The 14,699-nt window shown below is 70.5% G+C and carries 14 protein-coding genes and 1 pseudogene; 8 read left to right on the top strand and 7 right to left on the bottom strand.

From position 1 onward, the window contains the following. Positions 1–91 precede the first annotated feature (91 nt). From ABT057_RS29645 to phoU, 5 genes and pseudogenes are all read right to left on the bottom strand, one after another. Positions 92–505 carry a hypothetical protein gene (locus ABT057_RS29645; RefSeq protein WP_352346674.1) on the bottom strand — a complete coding sequence of 138 codons (414 nt, stop codon included), beginning with the start codon at positions 503–505 and terminating at the stop codon, positions 92–94. Between the two features lie 234 nt (positions 506–739). Continuing rightward, positions 740–1,285: pseudogene (locus tag ABT057_RS29640) on the bottom strand (DUF5959 family protein). 59 nt (positions 1,286–1,344) lie between these two features. Further along, complete coding sequence (locus tag ABT057_RS29635; protein WP_352346673.1) at positions 1,345–2,088, bottom strand: rhomboid family intramembrane serine protease; 744 nt, start codon at positions 2,086–2,088, stop codon at positions 1,345–1,347. A gap of 93 nt (positions 2,089–2,181) precedes the next feature. Then, entirely contained in the window at positions 2,182–2,430 is a 249-nt protein-coding gene (locus tag ABT057_RS29630; RefSeq protein ID WP_352346672.1) for an SCO4226 family nickel-binding protein, read from the bottom strand. 394 nt (positions 2,431–2,824) lie between these two features. Beyond that, on the bottom strand, positions 2,825–3,526 hold the full coding sequence (gene phoU / locus ABT057_RS29625) for a phosphate signaling complex protein PhoU (RefSeq protein WP_352346671.1): 702 nt from the start codon (positions 3,524–3,526) through the stop codon (positions 2,825–2,827). Positions 3,527–4,005: 479 nt separating this feature from the next. Here phoU and phoR point away from each other — a divergent pair, with 479 nt between their 5' ends. Both phoR and phoP read left to right on the top strand, forming a co-directional pair. Then, positions 4,006–5,382, top strand: a complete 1,377-nt coding sequence (gene phoR, locus ABT057_RS29620) for a two-component system sensor histidine kinase PhoR (protein ID WP_352346670.1) — start codon at positions 4,006–4,008, stop codon at positions 5,380–5,382. Between the two features lie 5 nt (positions 5,383–5,387). Next, the gene (gene phoP / locus ABT057_RS29615; RefSeq protein WP_004000192.1) at positions 5,388–6,059 is read left to right on the top strand and encodes a two-component system response regulator PhoP; all 672 of its coding nucleotides are present in this window, start codon (positions 5,388–5,390) and stop codon (positions 6,057–6,059) included. A gap of 88 nt (positions 6,060–6,147) precedes the next feature. Here phoP and ABT057_RS29610 read toward each other — a convergent pair whose 3' ends face one another. Beyond that, a complete protein-coding gene (locus ABT057_RS29610) occupies positions 6,148–6,786 on the bottom strand; it encodes a DUF461 domain-containing protein (protein WP_352346669.1) in 639 nt (212 codons plus the stop codon). A gap of 664 nt (positions 6,787–7,450) precedes the next feature. Here ABT057_RS29610 and ABT057_RS29605 point away from each other — a divergent pair. The 6 genes from ABT057_RS29605 to ABT057_RS29580 all read left to right on the top strand — a co-directional run bounded on the left by ABT057_RS29605 (position 7,451) and on the right by ABT057_RS29580 (position 13,819). Beyond that, on the top strand, positions 7,451–7,933 hold the full coding sequence (locus ABT057_RS29605; RefSeq protein WP_003953493.1) for a CarD family transcriptional regulator: 483 nt from the start codon (positions 7,451–7,453) through the stop codon (positions 7,931–7,933). 356 nt (positions 7,934–8,289) lie between these two features. After that, the gene (gene ispD / locus ABT057_RS29600) at positions 8,290–9,042 is read left to right on the top strand and encodes a 2-C-methyl-D-erythritol 4-phosphate cytidylyltransferase (RefSeq protein WP_352346668.1); all 753 of its coding nucleotides are present in this window, start codon (positions 8,290–8,292) and stop codon (positions 9,040–9,042) included. After that, positions 9,032–9,529 (top strand): 2-C-methyl-D-erythritol 2,4-cyclodiphosphate synthase, encoded by a 498-nt coding sequence (ispF, locus tag ABT057_RS29595; protein WP_352346667.1) that lies wholly within the window; start codon positions 9,032–9,034, stop codon positions 9,527–9,529. Before ispD ends, ispF begins: the two co-directional genes overlap by 11 nt. A 32-nt stretch (positions 9,530–9,561) precedes the next feature. Beyond that, entirely contained in the window at positions 9,562–10,962 is a 1,401-nt protein-coding gene (gene cysS, locus ABT057_RS29590) for a cysteine--tRNA ligase (protein WP_352346666.1), read from the top strand. A 119-nt stretch (positions 10,963–11,081) separates the two neighbouring features. Further along, positions 11,082–12,023 carry a 23S rRNA (guanosine(2251)-2'-O)-methyltransferase RlmB gene (rlmB, locus tag ABT057_RS29585; RefSeq protein WP_352346665.1) on the top strand — a complete coding sequence of 314 codons (942 nt, stop codon included), beginning with the start codon at positions 11,082–11,084 and terminating at the stop codon, positions 12,021–12,023. Between the two features lie 128 nt (positions 12,024–12,151). Then, positions 12,152–13,819, top strand: coding sequence for a DoxX family membrane protein (locus ABT057_RS29580; RefSeq protein WP_352346664.1), 1,668 nt, complete (start codon positions 12,152–12,154; stop codon positions 13,817–13,819). Between the two features lie 67 nt (positions 13,820–13,886). On the opposite strand, the gene ABT057_RS29575 is transcribed toward ABT057_RS29580, so the two are convergent. Next, positions 13,887–14,624: a nucleotidyltransferase family protein gene (locus tag ABT057_RS29575; protein ID WP_352346663.1), complete on the bottom strand. Its 738-nt coding sequence runs from the start codon at positions 14,622–14,624 to the stop codon at positions 13,887–13,889. Positions 14,625–14,699 lie beyond the last annotated feature (75 nt).

The following is a 14,699-nucleotide window of genomic DNA, read 5'->3' as shown; positions in this document are numbered from 1 at the left end:
AAGTACATCCAGTACGAGGGCTTGCACCCGGCACGCCGAGAGCACGCGCCGGACGCCGCTCCTTGACGGGCAAACGTTGCCTGCCGCGGCACTAGAGGCCGGCGTTCGCCCTGTTGAGGAACCATGCCAGCACAGCCGCGGCGACGGGTGCCGCGACAAGGTAGCCGATGAGGATGTGGACGTTCGGGTCGGTCAGCGCCGGAAGGGCCCAGTTCGTTGCTGCGGCCACGAGCAGTGTCACCGTTGCCAGCGCAAGGACAGCGGCAACAACGGCACGTCGTCGGGGCGGCCCCGCACGGTACAACTCGGCTGCAGGCCCGATCGCGAGCATGCCCGTCGGCAACGCGACGAGAGTGGGGTCGGGCAGCCACCCGAACGGCCACGCGATCAGGATGGCGAGCCCGGAGAAAGCGAGGCCGACGAGTTCCAGCAAGACGGTGGACACCACCAGGTCCCACGGACGTCGCCGGATCGAGCCGTTCCCGCTGTCCTTCTCGTCGGCCACGTCGGCAGAGTACTCGCCTCCATGAGCCGGAGCGTAGGCGTGGATCCCGTCATTGTGCGGGCGAGGCGAGGGAGAGTCTCGCCCGGCGCGGGCCGGGGCTGTGTGGGCTGCGCGTCGGCGGGGACGTCCGTCTCCGAACTGGAGGCCGACGTCTCCGACCCGGACAGCGGGAGCATCGGTGGATGCGGGCTGGGCCGTCATGGCCCCATCGAGGGCCAACGTGGCGCCCACACGTCATGGGTTGCTGTGGCGGCGCCAGGCGAAGGCGTTGGGGGACGTCTCGATGACTTCGGAGGGGTGGATCTCGCGTACCCGGGACAGGAGGGTTCGCTGCTCGTCGATCCATTCCTGTCGTGGGACGAACAACGGGACCGTGACCGTGACGCCTGACGAGGGGCCGTCGTGGACGGAGACCCAGAGGCCGCCGTTCTCGTCGGGATCGAACTACATCGACGGCGTCCGCCCGGAGGCCAGCCATACGGTGGACCGGCCGGACTCCAGCGTCTCCAAGGCCTCGTCCCAGTCCTCCAGGTCCTCGGGGAGGAGAGTGACCGGGAAGGAGGCGTTCACGGACTCCGCGGCTATGACGATCTCGCCTTCGAGGAAGTCGTGGCCGAAGAGGACTCCGGGCTGAAAACGGCCGAGGACGCGTACGGAGACGCTGTGGCCGCCGGTGTCCGGCCGGTCGGCCAGGTGGATCAGGTCGGTGACGCCGTCCGACGAGTCTTCGGGCAGGCAGGCCGCGGTGTTGTCGTCGGCGGCCGCCGGCTCCGTCTTCACATGCTCCACCGTGCCATCGAACCCGACAACACCGGCCGAGATCAACGGCGTTGCCGGTCCTACAGAAGCCCCAGGTCGCCGAGTTCCTTGTACAGGTCCGCTCGGTCGGTGCCGGTGCCGGTGCCGGTGCCGGTGCCCGGGTTCGAGGGCTTGTCGATGTCCTTGGTCGAGGTCGGGGTCGCGGTCGCGCGCTTGCGGTCGCGGAACAGCCAGGCTCCGGCCAACCCGCCGATCAGGCCTCCCAGATGGGCGAGCCAGCTCACACCCGGGGTGCCGGGCACCGCCACCGTCAGCATGTAGGCGAAGGACGCCGCCATCACGATGCCGATCAGGGTGTCGACGAGATGGCGGTCGAAGAGGCCGCGGACGACGACGTATCCGAAGTAGCCGAAGATCAGGCCGCTGGCGCCGACCGTGTCCGCGTTCCCGCCTTCGAAGAACCAGACCGTGACACCGCTGGTCACCGCGACCAGCAGGCTCAGCCCCAGGAAACGCACCACTCCCCGGTACGCGGCGAGAAAGCCGAAGATGAACAGAGGCCCGGAGTTGCTCTCGATGTGCGCCCAACTCCAGTGCAGGAAGGGCGCGGTGAGGATGTGGGGGAGTGTGTCCAGGTCGCCCGAGACCACGCCGTACTCGCGGGCCGGCGCGTAGTCGTCCGTGAAGTTGACGAGTTGCACCAGCCAGATCAACGCCAGGAATCCGAACATCACGAAGAACGCCTTCCGCGCCTCCGCGATCATCCGTTCCGGGCTGACCAGCGTGCCGGACCGATTCGCCGCCCCAGATTCCGACCTGTCCATGGTCGTCCCCCTCCCGTGATGACGTCCATGGACCATGATGCAGGTTTCGCTGTTTCGGACAATGTCCGGAGCCCTACACCCCTACCCCCACACCTACACCGCCAGCGGTACCGGGTGGACCTCGTCCGCCTTGTGGCCGGTGCGTTCGTGGATGCGCTGGACCGCCTCCGCGGACGGGGCCTCCGAGAGGCAGTAGACGATGCCGGAGTCCGGGTCGGCCCAGGCGGCCTCGAAGTGCACGCCCTCTTCCCCTTCTATGGCGAGGTCGGCCCGGTGTGCCTGCTTGAGCTCTTCGGCCGTGATGCCCTCCATGCCGTGGTGGACGTCCATGAACCTGGCCATGGCGGCCACCCCCTTTCGTACGAGTCCCTGGTTCCATGCTGCGCCCCGCACGGGCCCGGCCGCCACCGGACCTTCGGGGGCGGGCGGACGACGACGGGGCCCCGGTGGGTTCACCGGGGCCCCGTCAGGTCGTACGAACCCGCTCAGCCGCACTGGCACGGGCTGCCCGACTGGCACCCGCAGCCGCACCCCGAGCCGCAGCCGCACGCACCGATCAGCGTAAGGTTCCTGATCTCGGCGGGCTGCTCGGTCGGGCGTTCCTGGGTGGGGTCGGGCTGGGGAGTGCTGGGGGACTCTGCCATGGTTCCTCCCGGAGGCGTAGGGCCTGTGCCCATTGCATGCCCGGTGTGTCGGGCGCGTCAACGGCGCACGGTGGCGCCCGTACGCCTACGGGTCACACCGGCTCGGTACCCGTCGCCGGCTGGATGTCCGGCTGGATGTCCGCCTGAAGCTCGTCCGCGTGCTCACCGGTCACCAGGAACACGACACGCTTGGCGACCGCCACCGCGTGGTCGGCGAACCGCTCGTAGTAGCGGCCCAGCAGGGTGACGTCGACGGCCGTCTCTATGCCGTGCTTCCAGCGGTCGTCGATCAGGTGCTGGAAGAGCGTGCGGTGCAGGAGGTCCATCGCGTCGTCGTCCGCCTCCAGCTGGAGGGCGAGGTCGACGTCCTTGGTGATGATGCACTCCGCCGCCTTCGCCATCAGGCGCTGCGCGAGCTGGCCCATCTCCAGGATCGTGGCGTGCAGGTCGTGCGGCACGGCACGGCCCGGGAAGCGCAGGCGCGCGAGCTTCGCCACGTGCTGGGCGAGGTCGCCGGAGCGCTCCAGGTCGGCCGACATCCGCAGCGAGGTGACGACGATCCGCAGGTCGGTGGCGACCGGCTGCTGGCGGGCGAGCAGGGCTATCGCCTTCGCCTCCAGGTCGTGCTGCAGTTCGTCGACCCTCTGGTCGTTCTCGATGACGCTCTCGGCGAGCTTCAGGTCGGAGTCGAGGATGGCGGTCGTGGCGCGCCCGATCGCCGACCCGACCAGCCGGGCCATCTCCACCAGGCTGTCGCCGATCGAGTCCAGTTCCTCGTGGTACGCGTCCCGCATCAGGGTTCCCTCTCGTACGTCGTTCTGGGAGTTCTGGGGTTTCTGGGTCTCTGGGGTTCTGGGTTCTGGGTTCTGAAAGATCCGTGTTCCGGAAGCTCAGTGTTCTGGAAGCTCTGCGTTCTGGGAGATCTGTGTTCTCCGGCTCTGTGTTCTACAGCTCTGTGTTCTACGGATCCGTCTTGTGGAAGATCCGTTGTTCTGGAAGATCCGTTGTTCCGGGAGAGCTGGATGCTTCGTGCAGCTCCAAGTCTCCCGGAACTCTCCGGGTTCCCGGTTCCCGGAGTTCGGGGAGGTCACGCAGGTCACAGAGGTCACAGGGTCCCGGAAACCCCACGGTGCCACGCTCCGCCCCTTACGCGTCGGATTCCGTCACCCCAAATGAACCACCACTGGCTCCAAGGTGAACTCTGGGCGACGAGTGTTCGAGCTCGCATGCTGATGGCTGTGGCCAGGCCGGATCCCGTGCCTAACCTGGACGCATGGACGTGAACGCGGCGGTCGCCGCAGCGGCAGCGATCGCCGGGGTGCTCACCGGTGTCATCGCCATGCTGGCGTTCCGCTGGAGCGAACGCGACCAGGCCCGCCCCACCCGTACTTCCCTGCACACCGATCCCATGCTCCCACCCGGGGTGGACACCGTCCTGTCGGTGCTGCGCTCGTCGGCCGTCGTCCTGGACGAGGCCGACGCCGTCGTCAAGGCCAGCTCCGCGGCCTACGCCCTCGGGCTCGTCCGCGGCGGCAAGCTGGCCGTCGAGCCGATGCTCAAGATGGCCCGGGACACCCGACGCGACGGGGAGATACGCCAGGTCGAGCTGGATCTGCCCAGGCGGGGCACCGGACGGGGGGAAGCCCTCGCGGTCTCCGCGCGGGTCGCCCCGCTCGGTTCCCGGCTCGTCCTCCTCCTCGTCGAGGACCTCACCGAGGCCCGCCGTATCGAGGCGGTACGCCGGGACTTCGTGGCGAACGTCAGTCATGAGCTCAAGACTCCGGTCGGCGCGCTCTCCCTGCTCTCCGAGGCGGTGATGGACGCCTCCGACGACCCCGAGGCGGTAGAACGTTTCGCCGGACGGATGCAGATCGAGGCCACCCGGCTGACCAACCTGGTCCAGGAGCTCATCGACCTGTCGAGGGTCCAGAACGACGACCCGCTGGAGGACGCCGAACCGGTCGGCATCGACGAACTGGTCGCCGAAGCCGTCGACCGCTGCCGCCACCAGGCCGGCACCAAGCAGATCACCATGGCCGCCGGCGGCACCGCCGACCTGCGTGTCTGGGGCAACCGGGGACAGCTGGCCGCCGCCCTCGGAAACCTGGTCGAGAACGCCGTCAACTACTCGCCCGCCCGCACCCGCGTCGGCATAGCCGCCCACCGGGTGAACGCGCCCGGCGGCGACCTGATCGAGATCGCCGTGACCGACCAGGGCATCGGCATCTCCGACAAGGACAAGGAGCGCATCTTCGAGCGCTTCTACCGCGTCGACCCGGCCCGCTCCCGCCAGACGGGCGGTACGGGCCTGGGGCTCGCGATCGTCAAGCACGTGGCCGCCTCGCACGGCGGGGAGGTCACGGTGTGGAGCGCCGAGGGACAGGGCTCCACCTTCACGCTGAGGCTGCCCGAGGCGGCCGCGGCGGCCCGAGACCGCGACCGGGCGCACCAGCACCCGGACCCCGACGAGACGGACGGCCCCCACGGCCTGGACGGATTCGACGACCTGGACGACCTCAACGAGGAGGACGGACAGACCGGCGGTACCCCCCATACTGCTCATACTCCCCATACCCCCACGTCGTCCCGCGCCTCATCCCCCGATTCGACCGCGTACCACACGCTTTCCGCCCCGGAGGTCCTTCCGTGACCCGAGTGCTCGTCGTCGAGGACGAGGAGTCCTTTTCCGACGCCCTGTCGTACATGCTCCGCAAGGAGGGCTTCGAGGTCGCCGTCGCGACCACCGGGCCCGACGGACTCGACGAGTTCGAGCGCAACGGCGCCGACCTCGTCCTCCTCGACCTGATGCTGCCGGGACTGCCCGGCACGGAGGTGTGCCGTCAGCTGCGCGGCCGCTCCAACGTTCCCGTGATCATGGTGACGGCCAAGGACAGCGAGATCGACAAGGTTGTCGGCCTCGAAATAGGAGCCGACGACTACGTCACCAAGCCGTTCTCCTCACGTGAGCTGGTCGCCCGTATCCGGGCCGTCCTGCGCCGCCGCGGGGAGCCGGAGGAGGTGACTCCGGCCGCCCTGGAGGCGGGCCCGGTCCGGATGGACGTCGACCGCCACGTCGTGACGGTCTCCGGCTCCAAGGTCGACCTCCCCCTGAAGGAGTTCGACCTGCTGGAGATGCTGCTGCGCAACGCCGGCCGCGTCCTCACCCGTATGCAGCTCATCGACCGCGTCTGGGGTGCCGACTACGTCGGCGACACCAAGACCCTCGACGTCCACGTCAAGCGCCTGCGCGCCAAGATCGAACCCGACCCGGGGGCCCCGCGGTACCTGGTGACGGTCCGCGGCCTGGGCTACAAGTTCGAGCCGTAGGCCGGCAGACCCGCACGTACGCCAAGGGCGGCACCCCCGTACGGGGGTGCCGCCCTTGGCGTACGTGTCCGTGTGCCCGCGGAGACGCTCAGCCGGTCGTCGCCGTCTCGGACGCCGTGGAGGTCGCGGTCGCCGTGCCCGTCGGGGACGGCGATTCGCTCGGGGAGCCGGAGGTCGTCGCGCTGGGGGAGGAGGACTCCGCCGGGGCGCTGGGGATCTCGCTGGGGCCCCAGCTCTCGAAGTAGTGCTCGGCGGGCACGACGAAGGCCCGCAGGCTCACCGCGCCGGTCTCGCTGAGCGTGAAGGTGGTCTTCTGGGCGTTGCCGTCGATGGAGTCCTCGCCCGAGTGCTCCAGGACGGCGGAGGCGTTGCCCTCGCCGCCGATGACGACGGAGCCGTGGGCCGGGACGGTCAGTGCGCCCTCGCCCTTGGCGGGCGAGATCTTCGCGGCGCCGAGGCCCTCGACGTCGATCGAGTCGAGCGTCTGGGCCTTGGTGCCGGTGTTGAAGATGGTCGCCGAGACGGCGACCGGCCCGCTGCCGGCGGGGTTCGGCTGGGTGATGACGAGCGCGTTCTGGATCTTGATGGTGCCGACGCTGGTCGCGGCGTTGTCCGGCTGGATCTCCAGGGTCTGGGAGTCGTTGCCGGCGCCGCAGGCGGCGAGCGTGGCGATCGAGAACGCGAGGGCGGAGGCGGCGAGGGCGCCGCGTCGAAGGCTGCTGCTCACGGCGGCGGCATCTCCTTGAACGCACACGGGCAGCTCACCTGGTGATAAAGCCGCCCTAAGGGTCTGTCAGCGGCCTTAGGTTACCGAGCCGTTCCCGGGCCGCCGCACCCGACCCGCCTCTAGAGCGTTCGGGGGGCTCCCCGGGCCCCGGCACGGCCCTGTCGGCACACCCGTCACGGCACCCCCAAGTGACCCACCGGCCACTTCGACTTCACCGGTGCTCTTCCTGGTCGTCCGTCATTCACATAAGCGCGACCGGCGCTCGCTTAAGCACTGTCGCGCTCCGCTCGCGGATTTTCCGTGAAGGAATGCGCGGCCGTGGAAATTGATCACGGCGGCCCCGGCCGAACCGCCGTTGATCAATTCCGGAAACGGCGGGTATCCGGTCACGGACACCGAACGGAGTAGCGTAAGTCGCACACTTGGAAGCGGACATATGTGGATGTTCGGCCGCCTGACGGGGGCTCCGGATGCGTGTAACGTACGCGTTTCACCCCCCTCGGAGAGCCGCTCCGACCTGCGAATACCTGCTTCCGCGGGTCGGTCGAAGCACGTTCCTGTTGCTGTTGTCAAGCCCCGAGATATGCCCTGACCTGCGAAAACGCCATTCAGGAACCGCCGTTTCCGTGTTACCCTGGATAGCCACGGAAGGGGTACCTGTCACATGACGTTCAAGGTTGGCGACACCGTGGTCTATCCCCATCACGGGGCCGCGCTGATCGAGGCCATCGAAACTCGCCAGATCAAAGGCGTGGACAAGACCTACTTGGTGCTGAAGGTCGCCCAGGGTGACCTGACGGTGCGTGTGCCAGCGGACAATGCGGAGTTCGTCGGCGTGCGTGATGTGGTCGGTCAGGACGGACTGGACCGGGTCTTCGAGGTGCTGCGCGCGCCGTACGCCGAGGAGCCCACGAACTGGTCGCGTCGTTACAAGGCAAATCTGGAGAAGCTCGCCTCCGGCGATGTCATCAAGGTCGCGGAAGTCGTGCGTGACCTGTGGCGTCGTGAGCGCGAGCGCGGACTGTCCGCCGGTGAGAAGCGCATGCTCGCCAAGGCCCGCCAGATCCTGGTGAGCGAGCTCGCACTCGCGGAGAACACCAACGAGGACAAGGCCGAAGCTCTGCTCGACGAGGTTCTCGCGTCCTGATGCCGGCGTCCTGACCTCGGCGGGAGCCGACCTCAGCAGCGCGTAGAAGAACACCGAAATGCCGCGGTGCCCGATGACGTATTTCCCGTCGCCGGGCGCTGCGGCATGTCCGCGTCCTGATGCGGAGCGCCTGTGCGCGACGGGTGTATCGCGCACATCCCGGCAGCGGTCCGGGAAGTGCTCCGGGAAGCGTTGCAGCAACCATCATCCACTTCGGGGAAACCCCGATACTTTTGCGTGCCGAGCCCGGGCAACGCTCGACCGGCGCGTCACGGAAGGGTCCGGTCAAGGCGTCGCGCCCGGCACGCTGTCTGTCGTACCCAACTAGGCCGAGCACACAAACCTGACAGGAACCGATGTCTGACGATTCGCGTCCTTCGCCCGCGCCCGCCCGCACGGCCGCGGTGATTCCGGCCGCCGGCCGGGGCGTACGCCTTGGTCCGGGCGCCCCCAAGGCACTCCGCGCGCTGAGCGGCACGCCCATGCTGATCCACGCCGTGCGCGCGCTCGCCGCCTCCCGTGCCGTCTCCCTGGTGGTCGTCGTGGCCCCGCCGGACGGCGCGACCGAGGTGAAGTCGTTGCTTGACGCGCACGCGCTGCCCGACCGCACCGACTTCGTCGTCGTGCCCGGCGGCGAGACCCGCCAGGAGTCCGTGCGGCTGGGCCTGGCCGCGCTGCCGCCCGACCACGACATCGTCCTCGTCCACGACGCGGCCCGGCCGCTCGTCCCGGTGGACACGGTGGACGCCGTCATCGAGGCCGTCCGCGAGGGCGCCCCCGCCGTCGTCCCCGCGCTGCCGCTCGCCGACACCGTCAAGGAGGTCGAGCCGGCCGCGGCCCCCGGCGACCCCGAGCCGGTCGTCGCCACTCCGGTCCGCGCCCGCCTGCGCGCCGTACAGACCCCGCAGGGCTTCGACCGGGCGACCCTGGTCCGCGCCCACGAGACGGTCACCGGGGACGTCACCGACGACGCGAGCATGGTGGAGCAGCTCGGTCTCACGGTCGTGGTCGTGCCCGGCCACGAGGAGGCGTTCAAGGTCACCCGTCCACTGGACCTGGTCCTCGCCGAGGCGGTCCTGGCCCGCAGGAGGCTCAACGATGGCTTCTGAGCAGCCGGTGCTCCTTCCCCAGGTCGGCATCGGCACCGACATCCACGCCTTCGAGGAGGGCCGCGAACTGTGGTGCGCGGGCCTGAAATGGGAGGGCGAGGGGCCGGGGCTGGCCGGCCACTCCGACGCCGACGTCGTCGCGCACGCCGCCTGCAACGCGCTGTTCTCCGCGGCGGGCCTCGGCGATCTCGGGCAGCACTTCGGCACCGGCCGCCCCGAGTGGTCCGGCGCCTCCGGCGTCACCCTCCTCACCGAGGCGGCCCGGATCGTGCGCGACGCCGGATTCCGCATCGGGAACATCGCCGTACAGGTCGTGGGCCCGAGGCCGAAGATCGGCAAACGGCGGGAGGAAGCGCAGAAGATCCTGTCGGAGGCGGCGGGAGCACCCGTGTCGGTGTCGGGGGCGACCACGGACGGCCTCGGCTTTCCGGGCCGGGGCGAGGGGCTGATGGCGGTGGCGACGGCGTTGGTGGTCAGACAGGGGTGAGGACACGCCGTGCCGCCCACTACCCTGGTGTCGTGACTATTCGCCTGTACGACACCAGCGCCCGGCAGATCCGTGACTTCACCCCGCTCACGCCGGGTTGTGTCTCGATCTACCTGTGTGGCGCCACGGTGCAGGCGGCCCCCCACATCGGGCACATCCGGTCGGGCCTGAACTTCGACATCATGCGCCGCTGGTTCGAGTACCGCGGCTACGACGTCACGTTCATCCGCAACGTCACCGACATCGACGACAAGATCATCGCGAAGTCGCACGACCAGGGCCGCCCCTGGTGGTCCATCGGCTACGACAACGAGCAGGCGTTCAACGACGGCTACCGGGCCCTCGGCTGCCTGCCGCCGACGTACGAACCGCGCGCGACCGGGCACGTCCCCGAGATGATCGAGATGATGCGCGGCCTCATCGAGCGCGGTCACGCCTACGAGGCGGACGGCAGCGTCTACTTCGACGTGCGCTCCTTCCCCGGCTATCTGGCGCTGTCCAACCAGGACATCGACGATCTGCGCCAGCCCGCCGAGGAGGGCATCACCGGCAAGCGCGACCCGCGCGACTTCGCCATGTGGAAGGCGACCAAGCCCGGCGAGCCCGACTGGGAGACCCCGTGGGGCCGCGGCCGCCCCGGCTGGCACCTGGAGTGCTCGGCCATGGCGCACAAGTACCTGGGCTCCGCCTTCGACATCCACGGCGGCGGCCTCGACCTGATCTTCCCGCACCACGAGAACGAGATCGCGCAGGCCAAGGCCTACGGCGACGACTTCGCCTCGTACTGGGTGCACAACGCCTGGGTCACCATGAGCGGCGAGAAGATGTCGAAGTCGCTCGGGAACTCGGTCCTCGTCTCCGAGATGGTCAAGCAGTGGCGCCCGATCGTGCTGCGCTACTACCTCGGCACCCCGCACTACCGCTCGATGATCGAGTACAGCGAGGAGTCGCTGCGCGAGGCCGAGTCGGCGTTCGCGCGGATCGAGGGGTTCGTGCAGCGCGTCGTCGAGAAGGCGGGGGGCGTCGTCGAGCCCGCCGCCGAGGTGCCGCCGGCCTTCGCCGAGGCGATGGACGACGACCTGGGCGTCCCGCAGGCCCTCGCCGTCGTGCACACCACCGTCCGGCAGGGCAACTCCGCCCTCGCCGCCGACGACAAGGACGCCGCGGTGGCCCGCCTCGCCGAGGTCCGCGCCATGCTCGGCGTCCTCGGTCTCGACCCGCTCGCCCCGCACTGGGCCGGCGAGTCCGACCGCGGTGAGGATCTGCACGGCGTGGTCGACAGCCTCGTACGCCTGGTCCTGGACCAGCGGGAGTCGGCCCGCGCGCGCAAGGACTGGGGGACCGCGGACGCGATCCGCGACCAGCTGGGCCAGTCCGGACTGACCATCGAGGACGGCCCGCAGGGACCGCGCTGGACGCTGGGACCCCGGTAGTTCCCCGGGTCCCGGCGGATCGTTCTTGATCGATTGTGCCGCCCGGCCCTCCGGGCGGCACACTGCACAGACGTACGCGTACCTCCGTCACGAAAACCTCAGCAGAGAACAGGTAGGTCATGGCAGCCAACAACCGCCGCATGTCCGGCAAGAAGGGCGCGCAGGTCGGCAGTGGCGGCCAGCGGCGCCGGGGCCTCGAGGGCAAGGGGCCGACCCCGCCCGCCGAGATGCGCAAGGGGCACAAGAAGAACCGCATCGCCACCGCCAAGACCAAGCAGGTCCAGCGCCGTCCGGTCGCGCGCGGCCGGGGCGGCAGGGGCACCTCCGAGATGGTCGTCGGCCGCAACCCGGTCGTCGAGGCGCTGCGCGAGGGCGTGCCGGCGTCCACCCTCTACGTCCAGCAGTTCATCGACAACGACGAGCGGGTGCGCGAGGCGCTCCAGCTCGCGGCCGAACGCGGCGGCATCAACCTCATGGAGGCGCCCCGCCCCGAGCTGGACCGGATGACCAACGGCCTCAACCACCAGGGCCTCGTCCTCCAGGTCCCGCCGTACGAGTACGCGCACCCCGAGGACCTGGTCGCGGCGGCGCACGACGAGGGCGAGGACCCGCTGATCGTCGCGCTCGACGGCGTCACCGACCCGCGCAACCTCGGCGCGGTCGTCCGCTCCGTCTCCGCCTTCGGCGGCCACGGCGTCGTCGTCCCCGAGCGCCGCGCGGCCGGCATGACCGCCGGTGCCTGGAAGACGTCCGCCGGTACGGCGGCCCGTACACCCGTCGCCCGCGCCACCAACCTCACCCGCGCCCTGGAGGCGTACAAGAAGGCCGGTGTCGCGGTGGTCGGCCTGGCCGCCGACGGAGAGGCCGAGATCGGCGAACTCGAGGCCCTGGACGGCCCGGTCGTCATCGTCGTCGGCAGCGAGGGCAAGGGCCTGTCCCGACTGGTCGGCGAAACCTGCGACTACCGGGTGCGGATCCCCATGCCCGGTGGCGCGGAGTCGCTCAACGCCGGTGTGGCGGCGGGGATCGTGTTGTACGAGGCGGCGCGGCGCCGGGCCTGAACGGGTTTCCGCTTCATCACCCCGACGGGTCGATTCCGGCGGTGGGCGAGAGGGCCGGGCAACCTTGACGGAGTCCGGACAGATCAGGCGGGTCAAAGCAGTGTCCTAACCACACGTCACTCGGTTAGATGAGTGTGGACACCAGAACACCCCGCACACCCACGGGGGACCGCTCGTCGGGATTCGACGACGCTCCCGCGCTGAGCATGGTGAAGGTGCCGAGCGACCCGGCGCAGATCATCGTCAATCACGCGAGTTTCCGCGTGCAGCTGGGCGCGTCGGCGCGGCGTAACCCGAACCCGCGGATCGCCCGGCACTTCAGCGCCGCCGAGGACACCGCGCGCATCCCCGTCGTCCAGGCGGCGGGCAGAGCGGGCGCCGCTTCCGGTGCCCGCCGCCGGCCCGTCGTCTGGAGCGGTCAGACCGCGCCGGACGACACCGGCGCCCATCGGCTGTTGCAGGCGGTGCGGGCAGGCAGCGTGGGACACGGCGACTCGCCCGTGGCCGACGCCGGAGCCACCCAGGTCATCCCCCGCGTCAGCGACGCCTACGACGGCGACCTCACCACGCAGACCCTCGAGACACCCGTGGTCGGCGCCCAGCGCTCCCCGGCAGCCGGCGAGCACCGCCTCCTGCCGGCCATGCGCACCGTCGGCAGCGCCTACGACGAACCCCCCTACGACGAACCCCCTTACGGCGACGCCGAGTTCGAGGACTTCGGGGAGACGCTCGCGGAGGCCGCCGAGTCACGCGGCAGACGGCAGGGCGACACCGACGCCGCCCGGCACGCCTACTTCCCCGGCCGCAGGATGAACCTCGGAGTGGTCTTCCTCCCGCTTCGCGTCTTCCTCGGCTCCATCTCCATCTACGCCGGCATGGGCAAGCTGTGCGACCCCGTCTACTTCGACGGCGGCAAGCGCGGCTCCATGGTGAAGTGGCTCAACACCCTGCACCCCTGGGAAGTCGCCGAGCCGCTCCGCCAGTTCGCCCTGCACCACCCCGTCGGCTCCGGGCTCGTCATCGCCTTCCTCCAGGTCGTCGTGGGCGTCCTCACCGTCCTGGGCTGCTGGCAGCGGGTCGCCGCGGTGGTCGGCGCCGGTCTCTCGGCCGCGCTCATCGTCACCGTCAGCTGGAAGACCGTCCCGGCCTACGACACCCCCGACATCATCTACCTCGCCGCCTGGTCCCCGCTGATCATCGCCGGCGCCCCCGTCTACTCCGTCGACGGCCGGCTCGCCGCGGGAGCCTGGCGGCGCCTCGGCCCCCGCACCGACCTGTGGGAGCTGCGCCGGTACGTCCTGCGCCGCGGCGCCCTGGTCACCACGATCGCCGTCGGCCTGACCCTGCTGGTCGGCTCCCTGCTCGGCGGAGCCGTGCGCGACGCCGACCGGGTGGTCGTGCCGGGCCCCGGCGAGGCCCCGCGCAACGAGCTGCCCGGCTCGCCGCTCCCGGAGGAGTCCGGCACCCACAAGGCCTCCAGCAAGCCCGCCGCGTCCGCCTCGCCGACCCAGAGCGCGACCGCGGCGGCCCCGACGGCCGGTACGGACAGCTCGCCGGCCGCCCGGGACACCGGCAGCGCCACGACGGGCGCGCCCAGCCAGACCCAGGGCACAGGGGGCGAGGTTCCGCCTCAGCAGTCCGCCCCGGTGGAGCAGGCCCCGGCGACCAGCGCCGGCCCGTCGACGGGCGGCGGCACGAGCGGCGGCGGCGGCACGGCGACGACCGGCGGCTCGGACGGCGGCGGCTCGTCCTCGTCCTCCGGCCAGCCGGGACTGGTGGGCGGGCTGCTCGGGTAGCCCGCCCGGTTTCGGCCGCGGGCCGGTGGGGCGACCAGCCCCACCGGCCCGCGGCCGAACCACTGCCCTACCCGCGGAGCGACTGCGCCGCCAGTTCCTTCGCCGCCTCCGTCAGGTCCTTCGCCGTGTCGATGGCCCGCCAGTACGCGCCCTGCGGAATCGGGAACCCGGCCAGGCGCCGCTCCCGGGCCAGGTGCGGGAACGTGGTCCGCTCGTGGTCCCCGCGCTCGGGCAGCAGCCCGGCGAACTCGGGTGAGAAGACGTAGACGCCGGCGTTGATCTCGTACGTCGTCGGCGGGGCCTCGATGAAGTCGGTGATGTGGCCGAAGCCGTCGGTCTTCACGGCGCCCCAGGGAATGCGCGGCCGCGCGAGCGCCAGGGTCGCCACGGCGTCACGTTCGGTGTGGAAATCGGCCATCTCGCGCAGCGAGAAACGCGTCCAGATGTCGCCGTTGGTGGCGTACCAGGGCCCGTCGGGGTGCGGGAGGTGGGCGGCCGCGTACTTCAGGCCGCCGCCGCGGCCGAGGGGCTCGGTCTCGACGACCGTGGTGACGTGCACCGGCAGGTCGGTCGCCTTCAGCCAGTCCTGGAGGACCTCGGCGAGATGCCCGCAGGACACGACGACGTCGGTCACGCCCTCCTCGGCGAGCCAGTTGAGCTGGTGGCCGATGATCGGCGTCCCCGTGCCGGGGATCTCGACCATGGGCTTGGGCCGGTCATCGGTGTACGGACGCAGCCGGGATCCCTGGCCACCGGCCAGGATGACGGCTTGCGTGGGGCGGGACGCGGCGTGCGGATGGGTCATGCGCGCACTGTACGCGGCATGGGTCGCCTGAGGTGCGGCTCCCCCGTCGGGAAGGGGAGCCGCAGGTCACCAGGA

Source organism: Streptomyces sp. NPDC002588 (assembly GCF_040295925.1).
Taxonomy (GTDB): Bacteria; Actinomycetota; Actinomycetes; order Streptomycetales; family Streptomycetaceae; genus Streptomyces.
The sequence above is the reverse complement of the archived record's forward strand: the minus strand, read 5'-3'. Positions and strand labels throughout refer to the sequence as shown.

Excerpts from the sequence above, each read along its gene's own strand:
- ABT057_RS29635 (WP_352346673.1), bottom strand. The coding sequence starts at position 2,088 with ATGGACAGGTCGGAATCTGGGGCGGCGAATCGGTCCGGCACGCTGGTC.
- ABT057_RS29630 (WP_352346672.1), bottom strand. The coding sequence starts at position 2,430 with ATGGCCAGGTTCATGGACGTCCACCACGGCATGGAGGGCATCACGGCC.
- phoU (WP_352346671.1), bottom strand. The coding sequence starts at position 3,526 with ATGCGGGACGCGTACCACGAGGAACTGGACTCGATCGGCGACAGCCTG.
- phoR (WP_352346670.1), top strand. The coding sequence starts at position 4,006 with ATGGACGTGAACGCGGCGGTCGCCGCAGCGGCAGCGATCGCCGGGGTG.
- ABT057_RS29605 (WP_003953493.1), top strand. The coding sequence starts at position 7,451 with ATGACGTTCAAGGTTGGCGACACCGTGGTCTATCCCCATCACGGGGCC.
- ispD (WP_352346668.1), top strand. The coding sequence starts at position 8,290 with ATGTCTGACGATTCGCGTCCTTCGCCCGCGCCCGCCCGCACGGCCGCG.
- ispF (WP_352346667.1), top strand. The coding sequence starts at position 9,032 with ATGGCTTCTGAGCAGCCGGTGCTCCTTCCCCAGGTCGGCATCGGCACC.
- rlmB (WP_352346665.1), top strand. The coding sequence starts at position 11,082 with ATGGCAGCCAACAACCGCCGCATGTCCGGCAAGAAGGGCGCGCAGGTC.
- ABT057_RS29580 (WP_352346664.1), top strand. The coding sequence starts at position 12,152 with ATGAGTGTGGACACCAGAACACCCCGCACACCCACGGGGGACCGCTCG.
- ABT057_RS29575 (WP_352346663.1), bottom strand. The coding sequence starts at position 14,624 with ATGACCCATCCGCACGCCGCGTCCCGCCCCACGCAAGCCGTCATCCTG.